At 62.3% G+C, this 15,237-nt stretch carries 13 protein-coding genes; 8 read left to right on the top strand and 5 right to left on the bottom strand.

The window, feature by feature from the left end; all coding sequences use genetic code 11:
• Positions 1–21 precede the first annotated feature (21 nt).
• Both folD and AB4048_RS20520 read left to right on the top strand, forming a co-directional pair.
• A complete protein-coding gene (gene folD / locus AB4048_RS20515) occupies positions 22–921 on the top strand; it encodes a bifunctional methylenetetrahydrofolate dehydrogenase/methenyltetrahydrofolate cyclohydrolase FolD (protein WP_442203835.1) in 900 nt (299 codons plus the stop codon).
• Between the two features lie 132 nt (positions 922–1,053).
• Positions 1,054–1,266 carry a hypothetical protein gene (locus tag AB4048_RS20520; protein WP_442203836.1) on the top strand — a complete coding sequence of 71 codons (213 nt, stop codon included), beginning with the start codon at positions 1,054–1,056 and terminating at the stop codon, positions 1,264–1,266.
• A gap of 4 nt (positions 1,267–1,270) precedes the next feature.
• Here the strand turns inward: AB4048_RS20520 and AB4048_RS20525 are convergent, their stop codons facing one another.
• A complete protein-coding gene (locus AB4048_RS20525; RefSeq protein WP_442203837.1) occupies positions 1,271–2,293 on the bottom strand; it encodes a substrate-binding domain-containing protein in 1,023 nt (340 codons plus the stop codon).
• A 275-nt stretch (positions 2,294–2,568) separates the two neighbouring features.
• Here AB4048_RS20525 and AB4048_RS20530 point away from each other — a divergent pair, with 275 nt between their 5' ends.
• From AB4048_RS20530 to AB4048_RS20555, 6 genes are all read left to right on the top strand, one after another.
• Positions 2,569–3,930: an ABC transporter substrate-binding protein gene (locus AB4048_RS20530; RefSeq protein WP_442203838.1), complete on the top strand. Its 1,362-nt coding sequence runs from the start codon at positions 2,569–2,571 to the stop codon at positions 3,928–3,930.
• Between the two features lie 206 nt (positions 3,931–4,136).
• The gene (locus AB4048_RS20535; RefSeq protein ID WP_442203839.1) at positions 4,137–5,150 is read left to right on the top strand and encodes a carbohydrate ABC transporter permease; all 1,014 of its coding nucleotides are present in this window, start codon (positions 4,137–4,139) and stop codon (positions 5,148–5,150) included.
• 1 nt (position 5,151) lies between these two features.
• A complete protein-coding gene (locus tag AB4048_RS20540; protein ID WP_442203840.1) occupies positions 5,152–6,318 on the top strand; it encodes a carbohydrate ABC transporter permease in 1,167 nt (388 codons plus the stop codon).
• Between the two features lie 37 nt (positions 6,319–6,355).
• Entirely contained in the window at positions 6,356–8,008 is a 1,653-nt protein-coding gene (gene bglA / locus AB4048_RS20545) for a beta-galactosidase BglA (RefSeq protein ID WP_442203841.1), read from the top strand.
• A 19-nt stretch (positions 8,009–8,027) separates the two neighbouring features.
• A complete protein-coding gene (locus AB4048_RS20550; protein ID WP_442203842.1) occupies positions 8,028–9,119 on the top strand; it encodes an ABC transporter ATP-binding protein in 1,092 nt (363 codons plus the stop codon).
• Positions 9,120–9,296: 177 nt separating this feature from the next.
• Positions 9,297–9,650 (top strand): hypothetical protein, encoded by a 354-nt coding sequence (locus AB4048_RS20555; RefSeq protein WP_442203843.1) that lies wholly within the window; start codon positions 9,297–9,299, stop codon positions 9,648–9,650.
• 91 nt (positions 9,651–9,741) lie between these two features.
• Here the strand turns inward: AB4048_RS20555 and edd are convergent, their stop codons facing one another.
• The 4 genes from edd to AB4048_RS20575 all read right to left on the bottom strand — a co-directional run bounded on the left by edd (position 9,742) and on the right by AB4048_RS20575 (position 15,224).
• Positions 9,742–11,562 (bottom strand): phosphogluconate dehydratase, encoded by a 1,821-nt coding sequence (edd, locus tag AB4048_RS20560; RefSeq protein WP_442203844.1) that lies wholly within the window; start codon positions 11,560–11,562, stop codon positions 9,742–9,744.
• A 54-nt stretch (positions 11,563–11,616) separates the two neighbouring features.
• Positions 11,617–12,315 carry a 6-phosphogluconolactonase gene (gene pgl / locus AB4048_RS20565; RefSeq protein ID WP_442203845.1) on the bottom strand — a complete coding sequence of 233 codons (699 nt, stop codon included), beginning with the start codon at positions 12,313–12,315 and terminating at the stop codon, positions 11,617–11,619.
• A gap of 10 nt (positions 12,316–12,325) precedes the next feature.
• Positions 12,326–13,801, bottom strand: a complete 1,476-nt coding sequence (zwf, locus tag AB4048_RS20570) for a glucose-6-phosphate dehydrogenase (protein ID WP_442203846.1) — start codon at positions 13,799–13,801, stop codon at positions 12,326–12,328.
• A 124-nt stretch (positions 13,802–13,925) separates the two neighbouring features.
• Positions 13,926–15,224, bottom strand: coding sequence for an NAD(P)/FAD-dependent oxidoreductase (locus AB4048_RS20575; protein ID WP_442203847.1), 1,299 nt, complete (start codon positions 15,222–15,224; stop codon positions 13,926–13,928).
• Positions 15,225–15,237 lie beyond the last annotated feature (13 nt).

Raw genomic sequence — 15,237 nt, forward strand, 5'->3', positions numbered from 1 at the left:
AATTCGATCGAGGAGATGCGCGTGACGACCATTATCGACGGCAAGCAGGTAGCGGCCTCGGTCATCGAGGCCGTAAAGGCGGCGGCGGCGGGGCTGGAAGCCGAGACCGGAAAAAAGACGGGTCTGGCGGTGGTCATCGTCGGCGACGACCCGGCAAGCCACACCTATGTCGGCGCGAAAAGCCGGATGGCCAAGGAATGCGGCTTCAATTCGATCCAGCATACGCTTTCTGTCGAAACCACGCAGGAAGAACTTGCCTCGCTCGTGCGCGCGCTCAACGAAGACCCGTCCGTCAACGGTATCCTGGTGCAGCTGCCTCTGCCGAAGCATCTGAAATCCGATCCCATCATCCAGTCCATCCTGCCGGAAAAGGACGTCGATGGGCTGCACATCGCCAATGCCGGCAAGCTTGCCACCGGCGATCTCGAGACCGGCCTGATCTCGTGCACGCCGGCCGGCGCGATGCTCTTCGTGCGGCAAACGCATGGTGACGATCTCTCCGGCCTCAACGCCGTCGTCGTCGGCCGTTCCAACCTCTTCGGCAAACCAATGGCGCAGCTTCTGCTCAACGCCAATGCCACCGTTACCATTGCCCATTCGCGCACGAAGGATCTGCCGTCCGTCTGCCGCAACGCCGACATTCTGGTTGCCGCCGTCGGCCGGCCGGAGATGGTCAAGGCCAATTGGGTAAAACCCGGCGCGACGGTAATCGACGTCGGCATCAACCGCATTCCGGCGCCGGAGCGCGGCGAGGGGAGGACGCGCCTGGTCGGCGATGTCGCCTTTGCCGAATGCGCCAAGGTTGCCTCGGTCATCAGTCCTGTACCCGGCGGCGTCGGCCCCATGACCATCGCCATGCTGATGGCCAATACGGTGATCGCCGCCTATCGCGCGGCCGGCAAGGTCGCGCCACGCTTCTGATTTTCGTGGATGCCGTGGCCGCCGGATTTGGATTGACCCAATCGCCTTGCGCTGCCACGCAATCCATGGAATTGGCGGTGGAATTGGCCATGGGACGTGGCCGTGGAACGCCTAGGGACAGTGGAGCACATTATGGATCAGACACTTTTCGCCAATTTGTGCAAGGCGGGTAAATTCAGGGAAGCGCTCGGTCTCGCCGTCGAAGGCCACGAGCACGAGAAGTTTGTGCCCAGCCGCTTCTCGATGGACAAGAAGACCGGATTGCCAATCTTCTACCGTGGCAACAAGCGCGTCGAGGTGGATGAGACCGGCGAATGGCAATTGTCGAAGAACACGAAATTTTAGAGCATCACCCAGGTGCCGCACCGGTCGAGGCGCGCACGATCAACTCGGCTTTCCACAACTCCTGTTGCGGATAAGCGCCTACATTCTTGACGTTGCTGATCAGGCGCTGCGCAATGCGCACGCCGGCGGCGCGCAGCGACGAGCGCGTCGTCGTCAGCGGCACCGAAAAATTTTCCGGCTTCAGTAGTGGCAGCACGTCGTCATGGGCAATCAGCGAGATATCCTCGCCGAGCCGCAACCCCGCCTGGCTCGTGGCGCGGATGGCGCCGAGCGCGAGCACGGTGCTTGAGCAGAGGATCGCGGTCGGACGATCGGGAATGTCGAGAAAACGCTCCATCGCAAGCGTTCCCTCTTCGTCGGTCATCATCGAATTGCTGACGCAGCGCTGGCTCAGCGACAATCCGCGTTCGGCAAGCGCGGCCGCAACGCCGTTCTTGCGGCGGATGGCAAAATCCAGGGGCTCCGGCCCGTTCATCAGCGCAAAACGCGTGTGGCCGAGTTGCAGCAGCAGTTTGGTGGCGTCATAGAAGGCGCCTTCGTTGTCGATGTCGAGATAGGGATAGTCCGGCTCGGTGCCGAACGAACGCCCGTGGACGATGAAGGGGATCGACAGCGATTTCAGCATTTCCAGCCGTGGGTCATGACCCCGCATATAGGAAAGGAACAGTGCGTCGACATTGCCGCTGACGGCGAGGCGCTTCAGCGCGCCCACTTCGTCTTCCGGATCTGCCGGCGTCATCACGAAATGAAAGTCGTGCCGCACGGCCTCATCGCCGAGGCCTGCCAGGAATTCGCCGAAATGGACGTCGGATGGGTGACCGGAGGCTGTCGGCATGACAAGACCGATCGAGCCGGCTTTGCCGGTGGCAAGCCGCTGGGCCGCCTTGTTCGGGCGATAGCCTGTCTCGCGCACGGCTTGCAGCACCCGCTCTCGCGTCTCCCTGTTGACCTCGGGATAGCCGTTCAGGGCACGGCTGACCGTCGTCTGTGACAGACCCAACAGTTGCGATAGCTGTTTCAGATTCACGCGCCGTTGTCCCTTGCTGCGCCCTTGCGGCATCCAAAGCGCTTTAATTATTGTGCATTAGGATGGAATGACACAAGAAAAATCGTTCTCTCGCGCTTGCCAAACTATGCTGCACTGCGGCGTAAATGGCGGATTCTTGGACGAAATTTACAAAAGAGCTTGACTCTGGGGCACCCAGAAGGGATGAATTAAGTAGCCAAAGCGCTTTGAGGAGTTGCGTGCTTTAGGTTCATTTCGGAGGCTGAAGCCTCGGACCAACATGGGAGGTCGGCATAATGAAGAAGCTGTTCATGATGGGCGTCGCGGCAGTGGCGCTGTTTGCGGGCGCGGCAACGGCCGCGGACCTGAAGTTCGCGCCTGGCCAGGACGCCCGGTTCAACTGGAAGAGCCTCGACGATTTCAAGGCGGCGCACGGCGACATCAAGGGCGAAACGCTGACCATCTTCGGTCCCTGGCGCGGCGAAGACGAGAAGCTCTTCGACACGGTTCTCGCCTACTTCATCGAAGCGACCGGCGTGAACGTGAAATACTCGTCGTCGGAAAACTACGAGCAGCAGATCGTCATCGACACGCAGGCGGGCTCGCCGCCGAACGTTGCCATTCTGCCGCAGCCGGGCCTCCTCGCCAACCTCGCCAGCCAAGGCTTCCTGACGCCCCTCGGCGATGATCTCGCCTCCTGGGTCAAGACCAATTACGGCGCCGGCGACAGCTGGGTCGGCTACGGCACCTACAAGGGCAAGGACGGCAAGGAAGCTTTCTATGCCTTCCCCTACAAGGCTGACCTGAAGTCGCTCGTCTGGTTCGTCCCGGAAAACTTCAAGGAGGCCGGCTACAAGGTGCCGACCACCATGGAAGAGCTGATTGCGCTCTCCGACCAGATCGTCAAGGACGGCGGCGTGCCATGGTGCATCGGGCTCGGCTCGGGCGGTGCGACCGGCTGGCCGGCGACCGACTGGATCGAAGACATCATGCTGCGCACCCAGTCGCCCCAGGACTACGACAAGTGGACGACCAACGAGTTGAAGTTCAACGATCCGAAGGTGGTTGCCGCGATCGAGACGTTCGGCCAGATCGCCAAGAACCCCAAATATGTGGACGGTGGTGTCGCCGCCGTTTCGGCGACCGACTTCCGCGACAGCCCGAAGGGTCTCTTTGCGGTGCCGCCGAAGTGCTACATGCACAAGCAGGCCTCGTTCATCCCGTCCTTCTTCCCTGAGGGCACGAAGCTCGGCCAGGATGCCGACTTCTTCTACTTCCCGCCCTTTGCTTCGCATGCGGACCTCGGCAAGCCCGTTCTCGGCGCCGGCACGCTGGCGGCGATTACGAAGGACAGCAAGGCCGCTCGCGCTTTCGTCGCCTTCCTTCAGACGCCGATCGCTCAGGAAGTGTGGATGGCTCAGTCCGGCTTCCTGACCCCGTTCAAGGGTGTCAACACGGCCGCTTACGGCAACGATACACTGCGTAAGGAAGGCGAGGTTCTGACCTCGGCAACCACCTTCCGCTTCGACGGATCCGACCTGATGCCCGGCAAGATCGGCGCTGGCGCCTTCTGGACGAGCATGGTCGACTTCGTCGGCGGCAAGAGCGCGCAGGCGGCGGGTGACGACATCCAGAAGGCCTGGGACGGCATCAAGTAACCATCCATATCGATCCATGCCGCAGGCTTTGTCCGGCGGCATGGTCAGGCTTCGGTGTTGAGCGAGCGTGACGGTGACTTCGCCGTCGCCCGGATTTTCATCGTCAGCCTTATGGCGGCTTGGCCGCCCTATGCCTCCGGCACCGCGGGTCGCGGCGCCAAACCCGCTTCGATGCGGGTCGCAGCCAGAATTAAGGGGAGGGACAGATGGTATCGCAGATATTCTCGGCGTTCGGTGCGGTCATCGTCGGTGTGCTTGTTTGCGCCGGCTATTTCGTGTTCTCGAACAAGCTTCTCGACATGATCTTTCCCGACCGCGGCCGGGACGTTCATACCGCTTCGGTCAATCTGCAATGGCGGGCGACGATCCGGCCGTGGCTGTTTCTTGCCCCCGCGCTGATCCTCCTGCTCATTTATCTCGTCTACCCCGTCATCGCGACCCTCATCCTGTCCTTCAAGGATCGCAACGGTGACCAGTTCGTCGGGCTCGCCAATTATCAATGGGCGCTCGGAGACCGCGAATTCCGCCAGTCCATCTTCAACAATATCCTGTGGCTCGCCGTCGTGCCGGCCGCCTGCACCTTTTTCGGCCTCGTCATCGCGGTCATGACCGACCGCATCTGGTGGGGCAATATCGCAAAAAGCATCGTCTTCATGCCGATGGCGATCTCCTTCGTCGGCGCTTCCGTCATCTGGAAGTTCATCTACGAATATCGCGGCGGCAACGACACGCAGATTGGCCTCCTGAACGCCATCGTGCAGCTCTTCGGCGGCACGCCGCAGGTGTGGATATCGGTGCCCTTCTGGAACAATATCTTCCTGATGATCATCCTCATCTGGATCCAGACCGGGTTTGCCATGGTGATCCTGTCGGCAGCGCTGCGCGGCATTCCCGAAGAGACGATCGAGGCCGCCGTCATCGACGGCGCCAACGGCTGGCAGATCTTCTGGAAGATCATGGTGCCGCAGGTCTGGGGCACGATCGCCACTGTCTGGACGACGATCACCATCCTGGTGCTGAAGGTGTTCGACATCGTGCTGACCATGACCAACGGTCAATGGGACACGATGGTACTCGCCAACCTGATGTTCAACTGGATGTTCCGGGGCGGGGGTGATTCCGGCCGCAGCGCCGTCATTGCGCTGATCATCATGCTCGCGGTAACGCCGATCATGGTCTGGAACGTACGCCGCGCCAACCGCGAGACGAAGGGACACTGAGATGACGCTCGGAAAAAGCCTCTCCCGCATCGGTCCGGCCCGCCTATTCGTGCACGCCACCGTCCTTTTGATCGTCATCATCTGGCTGATCCCGACGCTCGGCATTTTCGTCAGCGCCTTGCGCGACAAGGACCAGATCACCGTCTCCGGCTGGTGGACCGCCTTCTCCGGCTCGACGCAAACCGTCGCGGCGCGCATGGGTGCTGCCGACACGGCAAAGCAGGACGGAGCGAATTACGTGATCGCCGGCTCCGTCTTCGGCGATGCGGGCTCCAAGGGGACCGTGCGCGCCTTCGGTACCCGCGTGCAGCAACCTGCCGCCTACGAGGCCGGTCAGACCGCCGATCTCGGCGACGGCTTGAGCCTGCAGGTCAACGAGGACGGCAGCTACCGTTTCATGAAGACCGCCGCCTTCAGCCCCGATGACGGTGGCCGGCGTGTCTATCTCTCCGTTGCCACCCCCGCGCAGTTCACCCTGCAGAACTACCGAAACGTTCTTGCAAGCGAAGGCATCGGCCAATCCTTCATCAACTCGCTGACGGTCACCATTCCCGCGACCATCATCCCGATCCTGATCGCGGCGTTTGCGGCCTATGCGCTGGCCTGGATGGAGTTCCCCGGGCGGACGGTGCTGATCGCCCTCGTAGTCGGCTTGATCGTCGTGCCGCTGCAGATGTCGCTGATCCCGCTTTTGAGGCTCTACAACGAAATCGGCTCGATACTCGGCGTCCCCTCGAAGACCTACCCCGGCGTGTGGCTGGCGCACACCGCCTTCGGCATGCCGCTCGCGATCTACCTGCTGAGGTCCTATATCGCCGGTCTGCCGCGTGAAATCATCGAATCCGCGCGTGTCGACGGAGCAAGCGACTTCGACATCTTCGTCAAGATCATCCTGCCGCTGTCGTTTCCGGCGCTGGCATCGTTTGCGATCTTCCAGTTCCTGTGGGTCTGGAACGACCTGCTCGTCGCCATGGTCTTCCTCGGCACCACCAAGGACTACCTGGTGCTGACGGCAGCACTCAACGCCCTGCTCGGGTCGCGAGGCGGCAATTGGGAGATCCTTACGGCATCCGCCTTCGTCACCATCATCGTCCCGCTTCTCGTCTTCTTCGCCCTGCAGCGCTACCTCGTTCGCGGGCTGCTGTCCGGCTCGGTCAAGGGCGGTTGATGAACAACCATTCGCATTCAAACAGGACTTGAAGAGCATGAGCATGGCCCAGCAATCGACATCCACGCCGGATAAGGACTGGTGGCGCGGCGCGGTGATCTACCAGATCTATCCGCGCTCCTACCAGGACTCCAATGGCGACGGCATCGGCGACCTGAAGGGCATCGTCGCCCGCCTGCCGCACGTCGCGTCGCTCGGTGCCGATGCGATATGGATCTCGCCCTTCTTCACCTCGCCGATGCGCGACTTCGGCTATGACGTGTCGGACTACGAGGATGTAGATCCGATCTTCGGCACGCTTGCCGACTTCGATGCGGTGATCGTCGAAGCTCACCGGCTCGGCATCAAGGTGATGATCGATCTCGTCATCTCCCACAGCTCGGACAAGCATCCCTGGTTCGTCGAGAGCCGGTCGAGCCGAAGCAATCCGAAGGCCGACTGGTATGTCTGGTCCGATGCGAAACCGGACGGCACACCGCCCAACAACTGGCTGTCGATCTTCGGCGGCTCGGCCTGGGCGTGGGATCCGACGCGCATGCAGTATTACATGCACAACTTCCTGACCTCGCAGCCGGATTTCAACCTGCACAACATGGAAGTTCAGGACCGGCTGTTGAATGTCGTCCGCTTCTGGCTGGAGCGCGGCGTCGATGGCTTCCGCCTGGACACCATCAACTTCTACTTCCACGACAAGCTCCTGCGCGACAATCCGGCGCTGGCGCCCGAGCGGCGCAATGCGTCGACCGCGCCGGCGGTCAATCCCTATAACTTTCAGGAACACCTTTACGACAAGAACCGGCCGGAAAACCTGGAGTTTCTCAAGCGCTTCCGGGCGGTATTGGAAGATTTTCCGGCGATCGCCGCCGTCGGCGAGGTGGGCGATAGCCAACGCGGCTTGGAGATCGTCGGCGAATACACCTCCGGCGGCGACAAGATGCACATGTGCTACGCCTTCGAATTTCTCGCCCCCGATCCGCTGTCGCCGAAGCGCGTCGAGGAGGTGATGCATGATTTCAGTGCCGCCGCACCGGATGGCTGGGCCTGCTGGGCCTTTTCCAACCACGACGTGGTGCGTCATGTCAGCCGCTGGGGAGCGCTGGTCGCCGACCGCGACGCCTTTGCCAAGCAATATGCTGCCCTTCTGATGACGCTGCGGGGCTCCGTCTGCATATACCAGGGCGAAGAGCTGGGCCTGACCGAGGCCGATCTCGCCTTCGAGGATTTGCAGGACCCTTACGGCATCCAGTTCTGGCCGGAATTCAAGGGCCGAGACGGCTGCCGCACGCCGATGGTGTGGGACAGCCAGGTGGCGCAGGGCGGCTTCTCGACCGCCAAGCCCTGGCTGCCGGTGCCCGTCGAACACGTCTTGCGCGCCGTCAGCGTGCAGCAGGGCGACGAGACGTCCATCCTGGAGCACTACCGCCGTTTCCTTGCCTTCCGCCGCGAGCATCCGGCCTTTGCAAAGGGAGCGATCGCCTTCTACGAACCGCAGGGCGATGTGCTCTTCTATCGCCGAGACTGGAACAACGAGTCGGTGCTTTGCGTGTTTAACATGAGCGGCGCAAAGGCGACGGCGACGCTGCCCGAGGGCAACTGGCGGGCGCTTGGCGGCCACGGCTTCGAAAGCGACCACAACGACGGAAAGATCGACGTTCCCGCGTGGGGCGCCTATTTCGCACGACTTGATTGAAATTTGAGGGGAGGGTGAAATGACTGGGCTTGTTCTGAAGGATATCCGCAAATCCTACGGATCGGTGAACGTGCTGCACGGTATCGATCTCGATATCAAGCAAGGCGAATTCATCGTCTTCGTCGGCCCTTCGGGCTGCGGGAAGTCGACGCTTCTGCGAATGATCGCAGGGCTGGAGAGCATTACCGGCGGTGACATGATGATCGACGGGCGGCTGGTCAACGAGGTGCCTCCCTCACGGCGTGGCATTGCGATGGTCTTCCAGTCCTACGCGCTCTACCCGCATATGACGGTCTACGACAATATGGCCTTCGGCATGCGCATCGCTGGGGAGAAGAAGGAAGAGATCGAGCGGCGCGTGCGCGCCGCTGCCGCAAGCCTGCAACTCACCCAGTATCTGGAGCGCCTGCCGAAGGCGCTTTCGGGCGGGCAACGCCAACGCGTGGCCATCGGCCGCGCCATCTGCCGCAATCCGAAAGTGTTTCTCTTCGACGAGCCGTTGTCCAACCTCGACGCGGCTCTGCGCGTGGCAACCCGCATCGAGATCGCGCGGCTGAACGATTCCATGCCCGACACGACGATGATCTACGTCACCCACGACCAGGTCGAGGCGATGACGCTTGCCGACCGCATTGTCGTGCTCTCGGCAGGCAGGGTCGAACAGGTCGGCGCGCCGCTCGATCTCTATGAGCGCCCGGCCAACCTGTTCGTGGCGAAATTCATCGGTTCGCCGGCCATGAACATCATCCCCTGCATCGTCGACGAGACGGGCCAGACGACCGCGGTCACGCTGGCCGGCGGAAAGACGGTTACGCTCGATATCCCGACCGATGCATCGCAGAAGGGCAAGACCGCAAGCTTCGGCGTACGGCCAGAGGACCTTCGCATCGCCACCGGCGACGACTATCTCTTCGAAGGTGAAATATCGATCGTCGAGGCGCTCGGCGAAGTCACGCTTCTCTATATCGAGGGGCTGGTCGACGGCGAGCCGATCATCGTCAAGGTGCCAGGCATTTTCGACGTCAAGCGGGGACAGAAGATGCGCTTTGCGGCCGACCGGCAAAAACTGCATCTCTTCGGCGACGACGGCCGCACCTATGGCAAGTCGTGATCGGCGGTTTGTCCACTGGTCGCGCGCCCTTCCGCGCGACTTTACGCTACTTAAGAACGATGCGTTAAACCTTCGCTGCTAGCCTGCTAACTGCCGATAACAAAAGGAAAATTGGAAGTGGCAGTGCAGACGTCGGGGCGCTCGTCCGAGCATTTTCTAAACAAAGAAGAGTCCTTCATGTATGACCGCGAAGCGCGGTTTCGCATGGAGGATACGATGAATGCGGCTCGTCTCGAATATACCGAGAAGGGCGTGATGAACCTTGCCGCGCGCCGATGCGACATCATCCGCATATCGCAAAGCAGCGCCGTCCTCGCGCTTCTGACGCAGTACAGTCTTCCGCGCGAATTCTATCTCGATATTCCGGATGCCCGGATCACCAAGATCGGCTGCATACTGATGAAGGTCTTTGCCAACAATACCGTCGAAGTGCGCTTCCTGCGCCTGGTGACGAAGAAGGAATTGGACAAGATTTTCGTCTACAGCACCCACCCGGCCCATCGTGACCGCGTGCTCGACGTCCGCGCCTGAGGGCCCGTCGATCTCCACTCCATTACACGGAAACGCCCGCCCCTAGTCTATAGGGCGGCGGGCATCCGCCGCCGCTTGGCGGCATCGCCGTCTATCCGAACAAGACACTCGCGCCGCGATCGGCGGGGCCGGCAGCACGGCGGAAGGGAGCGAAGAGTTCGCGACCCATGCCGAATTCGTTGTCGGAGAGGTCGACCTTGACCGGCTCGCGCTCGGCCATGTCGGCAGCATCGACAAGCACTTCGAGCGTGCCTGCAACCGCGTCGAGGCGGATCATGTCTCCTTCCTGGATGCGGGCGATCGGGCCGCCCTCGACGGCTTCCGGCGTCACGTGGATCGCGGCCGGTACCTTGCCGGAGGCCCCCGACATGCGGCCGTCCGTCAGGAGTGCGACGCGAAAGCCGCGATCCTGGAGAACGCCGAGGGCAGGGGTGAGCTTGTGCAGCTCGGGCATGCCGTTCGCCTTCGGTCCCTGGAAGCGGACGACTGCGACAAAATCCCGGTTCAGCTTGCCGTCCTTGAAAGCCTGCTGCATCTCGGCCTGGTCGTGGAAGATCACGGCCGGGGCTTCGATGATATGGCGGTCCGGCTTCACGGCGGAGATCTTGATGACCGCCTTGCCGATATTGCCGCGCAGCATCTTCAGGCCGCCATTCGCCTGGAAAGGCGTTTCGATGCTCGAGAGCACCTTCGGGTCGTGGCTCTTGTCGGGTGCCGGTTCGCGAACGACCGTGCCGTCCGAGCCCAGCTTGACGTCGATCGAATAGGCTTCGAGGCCATGGCCGTAGACGGTGCGGACATCGCCGTGCAGCAGGCCCTTCTTCAAAAGCTCCTTGATCAGGAAGCCCATGCCGCCTGCCGCATGGAAATGGTTCACGTCGGCAAGGCCGTTCGGATAGACGCGCGCCAGGAGCGGCACCGCATCCGAAAGTTCGGAAATGTCCTGCCAGGTCAGCACGATGCCGGCGGCCCGCGCCATGGCGAGCAGGTGCAGCGTGTGGTTCGTCGAACCCCCGGTCGCATGCAGGCCGACGACGCCGTTGACGATCGAGCGCTCGTCGATCATTTCGCCGGCGGGGGTGAATTCGTTGCCCATGGCGGTGATCGCCAGCGCCCGCTTGGCGGCCTCGCGGGTCAAGGCTTCGCGAAGCGGCGTGCCCGGATTGATGAAGGAGGCGCCGGGCATGTGGAAGCCCATGATCTCCATCAACATCTGGTTGGAGTTCGCCGTGCCGTAGAAGGTGCAGGTGCCGGGGCCGTGATAGGATTTCGATTCCGCCTCGAGCAGTTCGGCGCGGCCGACCTTGCCTTCCGCGTAGAGTTGGCGCACCCGCGACTTTTCGTCGTTCGGCAGGCCCGTGGTCATCGGCCCGGCCGGCACGAAAATGGCCGGCAGATGACCGAAGGAGAGCGCCGCGATCACAAGGCCCGGGACGATCTTGTCGCAGACGCCGAGAAAGACGGCCGCATCGAACATATTGTGCGAGAGGCCGACGCCGGCGGCCATGGCGATCAGGTCGCGGGAAAAGAGCGACAGCTCCATGCCCGGCTGGCCTTGCGTGACGCCGTCGCACATGGCCGGCACGCCGCCGGCGACCTGTGCCAGGCCGCCCACCTGTTTGGCCGCTTCCCGGATGATTGCCGGATAGGTCTCGAACGGCTGATGCGCCGACAGCATGTCGTTATAGGAGGTGATGATGCCGAGGTTCGGCACCTGGTCGCCCGCCAGCGCATCTTTCTCGGAGGGGGAACAGACGGCGAAGCCGTGCGCCAGATTGGCGCAGCCGAGCACGCTGCGATGCGCCCCCTTGGCAGCCGCGGAGCGCAGGCGCGCGAGATAGCGCTCGCGCGTTGGTTTTGAACGTTCGACGATTCGCGCGGTTACCGCGGCAATGCGTGCGTCAGCGGACATGATCGATCCTGTTTATCTATTTGCGTCTATAAATCGTGGCGATCCCAAGGCGGGTTAGGGCGCCCAATAGATGGCGACCGGCGAGGCCGCGCGGCGCAATATCGAGCGGATCGGCATCTCAGCCTCATCGCCCGGGCCTTCCGCCGTGGCAAGGACGTCTTTCTTGCTCTCGCCCTCGATATGTAGAACGAGCAATCGGGCATCCTGAAGGCTGGAGAAGGTGAAGGTCAGGCGCGGCTCGCCGGCACCCTCTGCCTCCATGGTGATGACGCCGCGCGGCGTCTTTTCGTCAAGCGCGACGGCGAGGTTGTTGCCGCCTGGAAAGAAGGACGCGGTGTGACCGTCGCCGCCAAGGCCAAGGGTGACGACGTCGAACGGACAGCCGACAGTCCTGGTGTTTTCCGTCGCGATCGCCGCCGCCTTCTCCACGGACGACACGTCCTGATAGAGCGGCAGGAAGCGAGCGGCGCTCGCCTTGCCGGTCAAAAGATTGGACGACACCAAGAGATGGTTGGAGCGCGGATTGTCGGCGGGCACGAAACGCTCGTCAACGAGCGTGATCGTCACCTTTTCCCAATCGAGCGCGCGCGTGGCGAGCGCCTGGAAGAAGGCTTTTGGCGTCGAACCGCCCGAGACGGCTATCGATGCTGCCCCGCGCGCGCTGATGGCCGCGGATAGCGCGCCGGCTACCCTATCGGCGAGGCTGTTCGCCAGTTCGGCGCTATTGGCGAAAGCATGCATGTCGTGTGCCATTGCGTCCGTCCTAGATCTCGTCATGCCACGTGCGGCCGTCGCGCTCGATCAGCGCGATCGCCTGGCTCGGGCCCCAAGTGCCGGCGGTGTAACCCTGCGCGACCTGGCCGGTTGCCTCCCAACCCTTAAGGATCGGGTCGATCCAGCGCCACGCCGCTTCCACTTCGTCGCGGCGCATGAACAGCGTCTGGTTGGAGCGGATGACATCCATCAGCAGGCGCTCATAAGCGTCGGGATTGCGAACGTTGAAGGCCGAGGCGAAGCTCATGTCGAGTGAGACGTTGCGCAGGCGCATGCCGCCCGGACCCGGGTCCTTAATCATCAGCGACTGCTTGACGCCTTCATCGGGCTGCAGGCGGATGATCAGCTGGTTCTGGTTGATGCGCCCGGCTGCCTGGTCGAAAATCGCGTGCGGAATAGGCTTGAAGGTGATGACGATTTCCGACATGCGACCGGCAAGGCGCTTGCCGGTGCGAATGTAGAAAGGCACGCCAGCCCAGCGCCAGTTGTTGATCTCGGCCTTGATGGCAACGAACGTCTCGGTATTGGAGACACCGCCTTCGAGCTCGTCGAGGTAGCCCTTTACCGGTCCGCCGGCCGACGCGCCGGCGCGGTATTGTCCGCGAACGGTCGCCTGTTCGACGTTTGTCGCGGTAATCCGTTTCAGGGCCCGCAGGACCTTCAGCTTTTCGTCGCGCACGGCCTCCGATTCCATGGAGGAGGGGATTTCCATCGCCACGAGGCAGACGAGCTGCATGATGTGGTTCTGCACCATGTCGCGTAGCGCACCGGCGGTGTCGTAGTAACCGGCGCGGCCTTCGAGCCCGACCGATTCCGCCACCGTGATCTGCACGTGGTCGATATGCGTGGCGTTCCACAGCGGCTCGTAGAGCGCGTTGGCGAAACGCAGCGCCATCAGGTTCTGCACCGTCTCCTTGCCGAGATAGTGGTCGATGCGGAAGATCTGCTCTTCCTTGAAGACCTTGCCGATCGTGTCGTTGAGTTCGAGCGCAGAGGCGAGATCGCGGCCGATGGGCTTTTCAACCACGATGCGCGTCGACTTGGTGATCAGCTTATGGTCGCGGATCTTCTCCGAAATGCTGCCGAAGATCGACGGCGCGACGGCCAGGTAGAAGGCGCGGACGCGCTCCTTGCCGTCGTCGAGAAGCTTCTTCAGCTCTTCCCAGCCCTGATCGGACCGCGCATCGACCGGCACGTAGAAGAGACGCTTGCAGAACGTCTCGACCTGCGCTTCGTCAAACTCGCCCTGCTTCAGATGCTCGCGCAGCGCATCGCGCGCAAAATTGCGGTATTCCTCGTGGGACAGAGCGCTTCGCGACGCGCCGATAATGCGCGTCGGTTCGGTGAATTGGCCTTCGATCTGACGATGGTAGAGGGCGGGCAAAAGCTTGCGTTCGGCAAGGTCGCCGCTGCCGCCAAATACGACATAGTCAAAGGGCTCAACGGGAATAATTTGGCTGCTCATAAGCTGTCTCTCGATCGGACGATGTTACGGCCCTTTTAATCTAATCGATTTAAAAAGGCCAGCGCGCATTGCGGGTGCCCTGCTTTTTAGAGCGAAATGCCGCACGTGGAAATGCACATTCTGGTCAGAAGCGGTCGCGAAGCGCAAACCAGGTCAGCGCCAGGAAGAGCAGCGGCGATCGCATGAGGCGCCCCCCAGGGAACGGCGGAATATTGAGCGCGCGGAAAAGATCGAGATCGGAAGAACGTCCTAAAACGGCTTCGGCATAGAGCTTCCCGCAATAATTCGACAGCATCACGCCATGGCCCGAATAACCGCCGATCGCGGTCACCCCCGGCATGACGTCGCGCACGAATGGCTGGCGCGGCATGGTGATGCCGACGGAGCCGCCCCAGGCGTATTCGATCGGAATGTCGGCAAGCTCGGGGTAGATCTCGGTGATCTGGCGACGAATGTGATCGCTGATGTCGAGCGGGTTGTCGGCGGTATAGGCTTCGCGCCCGCCGAACAGCAGCCGCCCGTCCTTCGACTTGCGGAAATAGCGCACGACAAAACGTGAGTCGGCCACCGCCTCGCTGCCCGGCAATACCCGCGGGTGGCGGTCGAGAGGCACGGTGGCGCCGATGAAGGAACGGATCGGCATGACGTGGCTCGCCGTCACCGGTTCGAGATCGCCGATATAGCCGTTGCACGCGATCAGCACCCGGTCGGCGGTGATGTCGCCGCTGCCGGTTTCGATCACCGTCTTGCCGCCAACGCTCTTGAGGCCCTTGGCCTTGGTCATCTCGAAGAGCGCGGCACCCGCCTGATGGGCGGCGCGCGCAAGGCCGATCAATAGCTTCATCGGATGAATATGGCCCGTGCCGGTGTCGCGCACGCCGCAGCTGTATCGTTTCGAGCCCAGCCGTTCCTGCGTTTCGGCGGTATCCATGAAATGGAGGTGCGCATAGCCGTAGCGCTCGGCGGAGATCCGGGCGTTCTCGGCATAGTCGCGCCGATAGCTCGCCTTGTGGGCGACGTTCATTTGCCCCGGCATGTAGTCGATGCTGATCTGATGCGCCTCGGCAAATTGCAGCAGGTGATGCTTGGCGGCTTCGGCGAGATCGAAGAGCGCTTTCGAGCGCTCGTAACCGAGGCGTTCTTCGAGCTCCTCGGGCCATGAGCGCTGGCCGGTGCCGAGCTGGCCGCCGTTGCGTCCCGATGCGCCGTCGCCGAAGCGATTGGCATCGATCAGAACGACATCGACGCCGGCGACAGCGAGATTATAGGCGGCCTGCAGGCCGGTATAGCCGCCGCCGATGATGGCGACGTCGGCGTGCCGTGATCCGTCGAGCGACGGATAGGTCGGCCTTTCGCCGGCGGTTGCCTGGTACCACGAAACGCCGGGGGCGATCGGGCTCTGCCACGTGGGCTCAACGCTCATGGGTTTCGCTCCC

The organism is Rhizobium sp. RAF56 (assembly GCF_052113965.1).
Lineage (GTDB): Bacteria > Pseudomonadota > Alphaproteobacteria > Rhizobiales > Rhizobiaceae > Rhizobium.

Excerpts from the sequence above, each read along its gene's own strand:
- AB4048_RS20540 (WP_442203840.1), top strand. The coding sequence starts at position 5,152 with ATGACGCTCGGAAAAAGCCTCTCCCGCATCGGTCCGGCCCGCCTATTC.
- AB4048_RS20555 (WP_442203843.1), top strand. The coding sequence starts at position 9,297 with ATGTATGACCGCGAAGCGCGGTTTCGCATGGAGGATACGATGAATGCG.
- zwf (WP_442203846.1), bottom strand. The coding sequence starts at position 13,801 with ATGAGCAGCCAAATTATTCCCGTTGAGCCCTTTGACTATGTCGTATTT.
- AB4048_RS20520 (WP_442203836.1), top strand. The coding sequence starts at position 1,054 with ATGGATCAGACACTTTTCGCCAATTTGTGCAAGGCGGGTAAATTCAGG.
- AB4048_RS20535 (WP_442203839.1), top strand. The coding sequence starts at position 4,137 with ATGGTATCGCAGATATTCTCGGCGTTCGGTGCGGTCATCGTCGGTGTG.
- AB4048_RS20575 (WP_442203847.1), bottom strand. The coding sequence starts at position 15,224 with ATGAGCGTTGAGCCCACGTGGCAGAGCCCGATCGCCCCCGGCGTTTCG.
- edd (WP_442203844.1), bottom strand. The coding sequence starts at position 11,562 with ATGTCCGCTGACGCACGCATTGCCGCGGTAACCGCGCGAATCGTCGAA.
- bglA (WP_442203841.1), top strand. The coding sequence starts at position 6,356 with ATGAGCATGGCCCAGCAATCGACATCCACGCCGGATAAGGACTGGTGG.
- AB4048_RS20530 (WP_442203838.1), top strand. The coding sequence starts at position 2,569 with ATGAAGAAGCTGTTCATGATGGGCGTCGCGGCAGTGGCGCTGTTTGCG.
- AB4048_RS20550 (WP_442203842.1), top strand. The coding sequence starts at position 8,028 with ATGACTGGGCTTGTTCTGAAGGATATCCGCAAATCCTACGGATCGGTG.
- pgl (WP_442203845.1), bottom strand. The coding sequence starts at position 12,315 with ATGGCACACGACATGCATGCTTTCGCCAATAGCGCCGAACTGGCGAAC.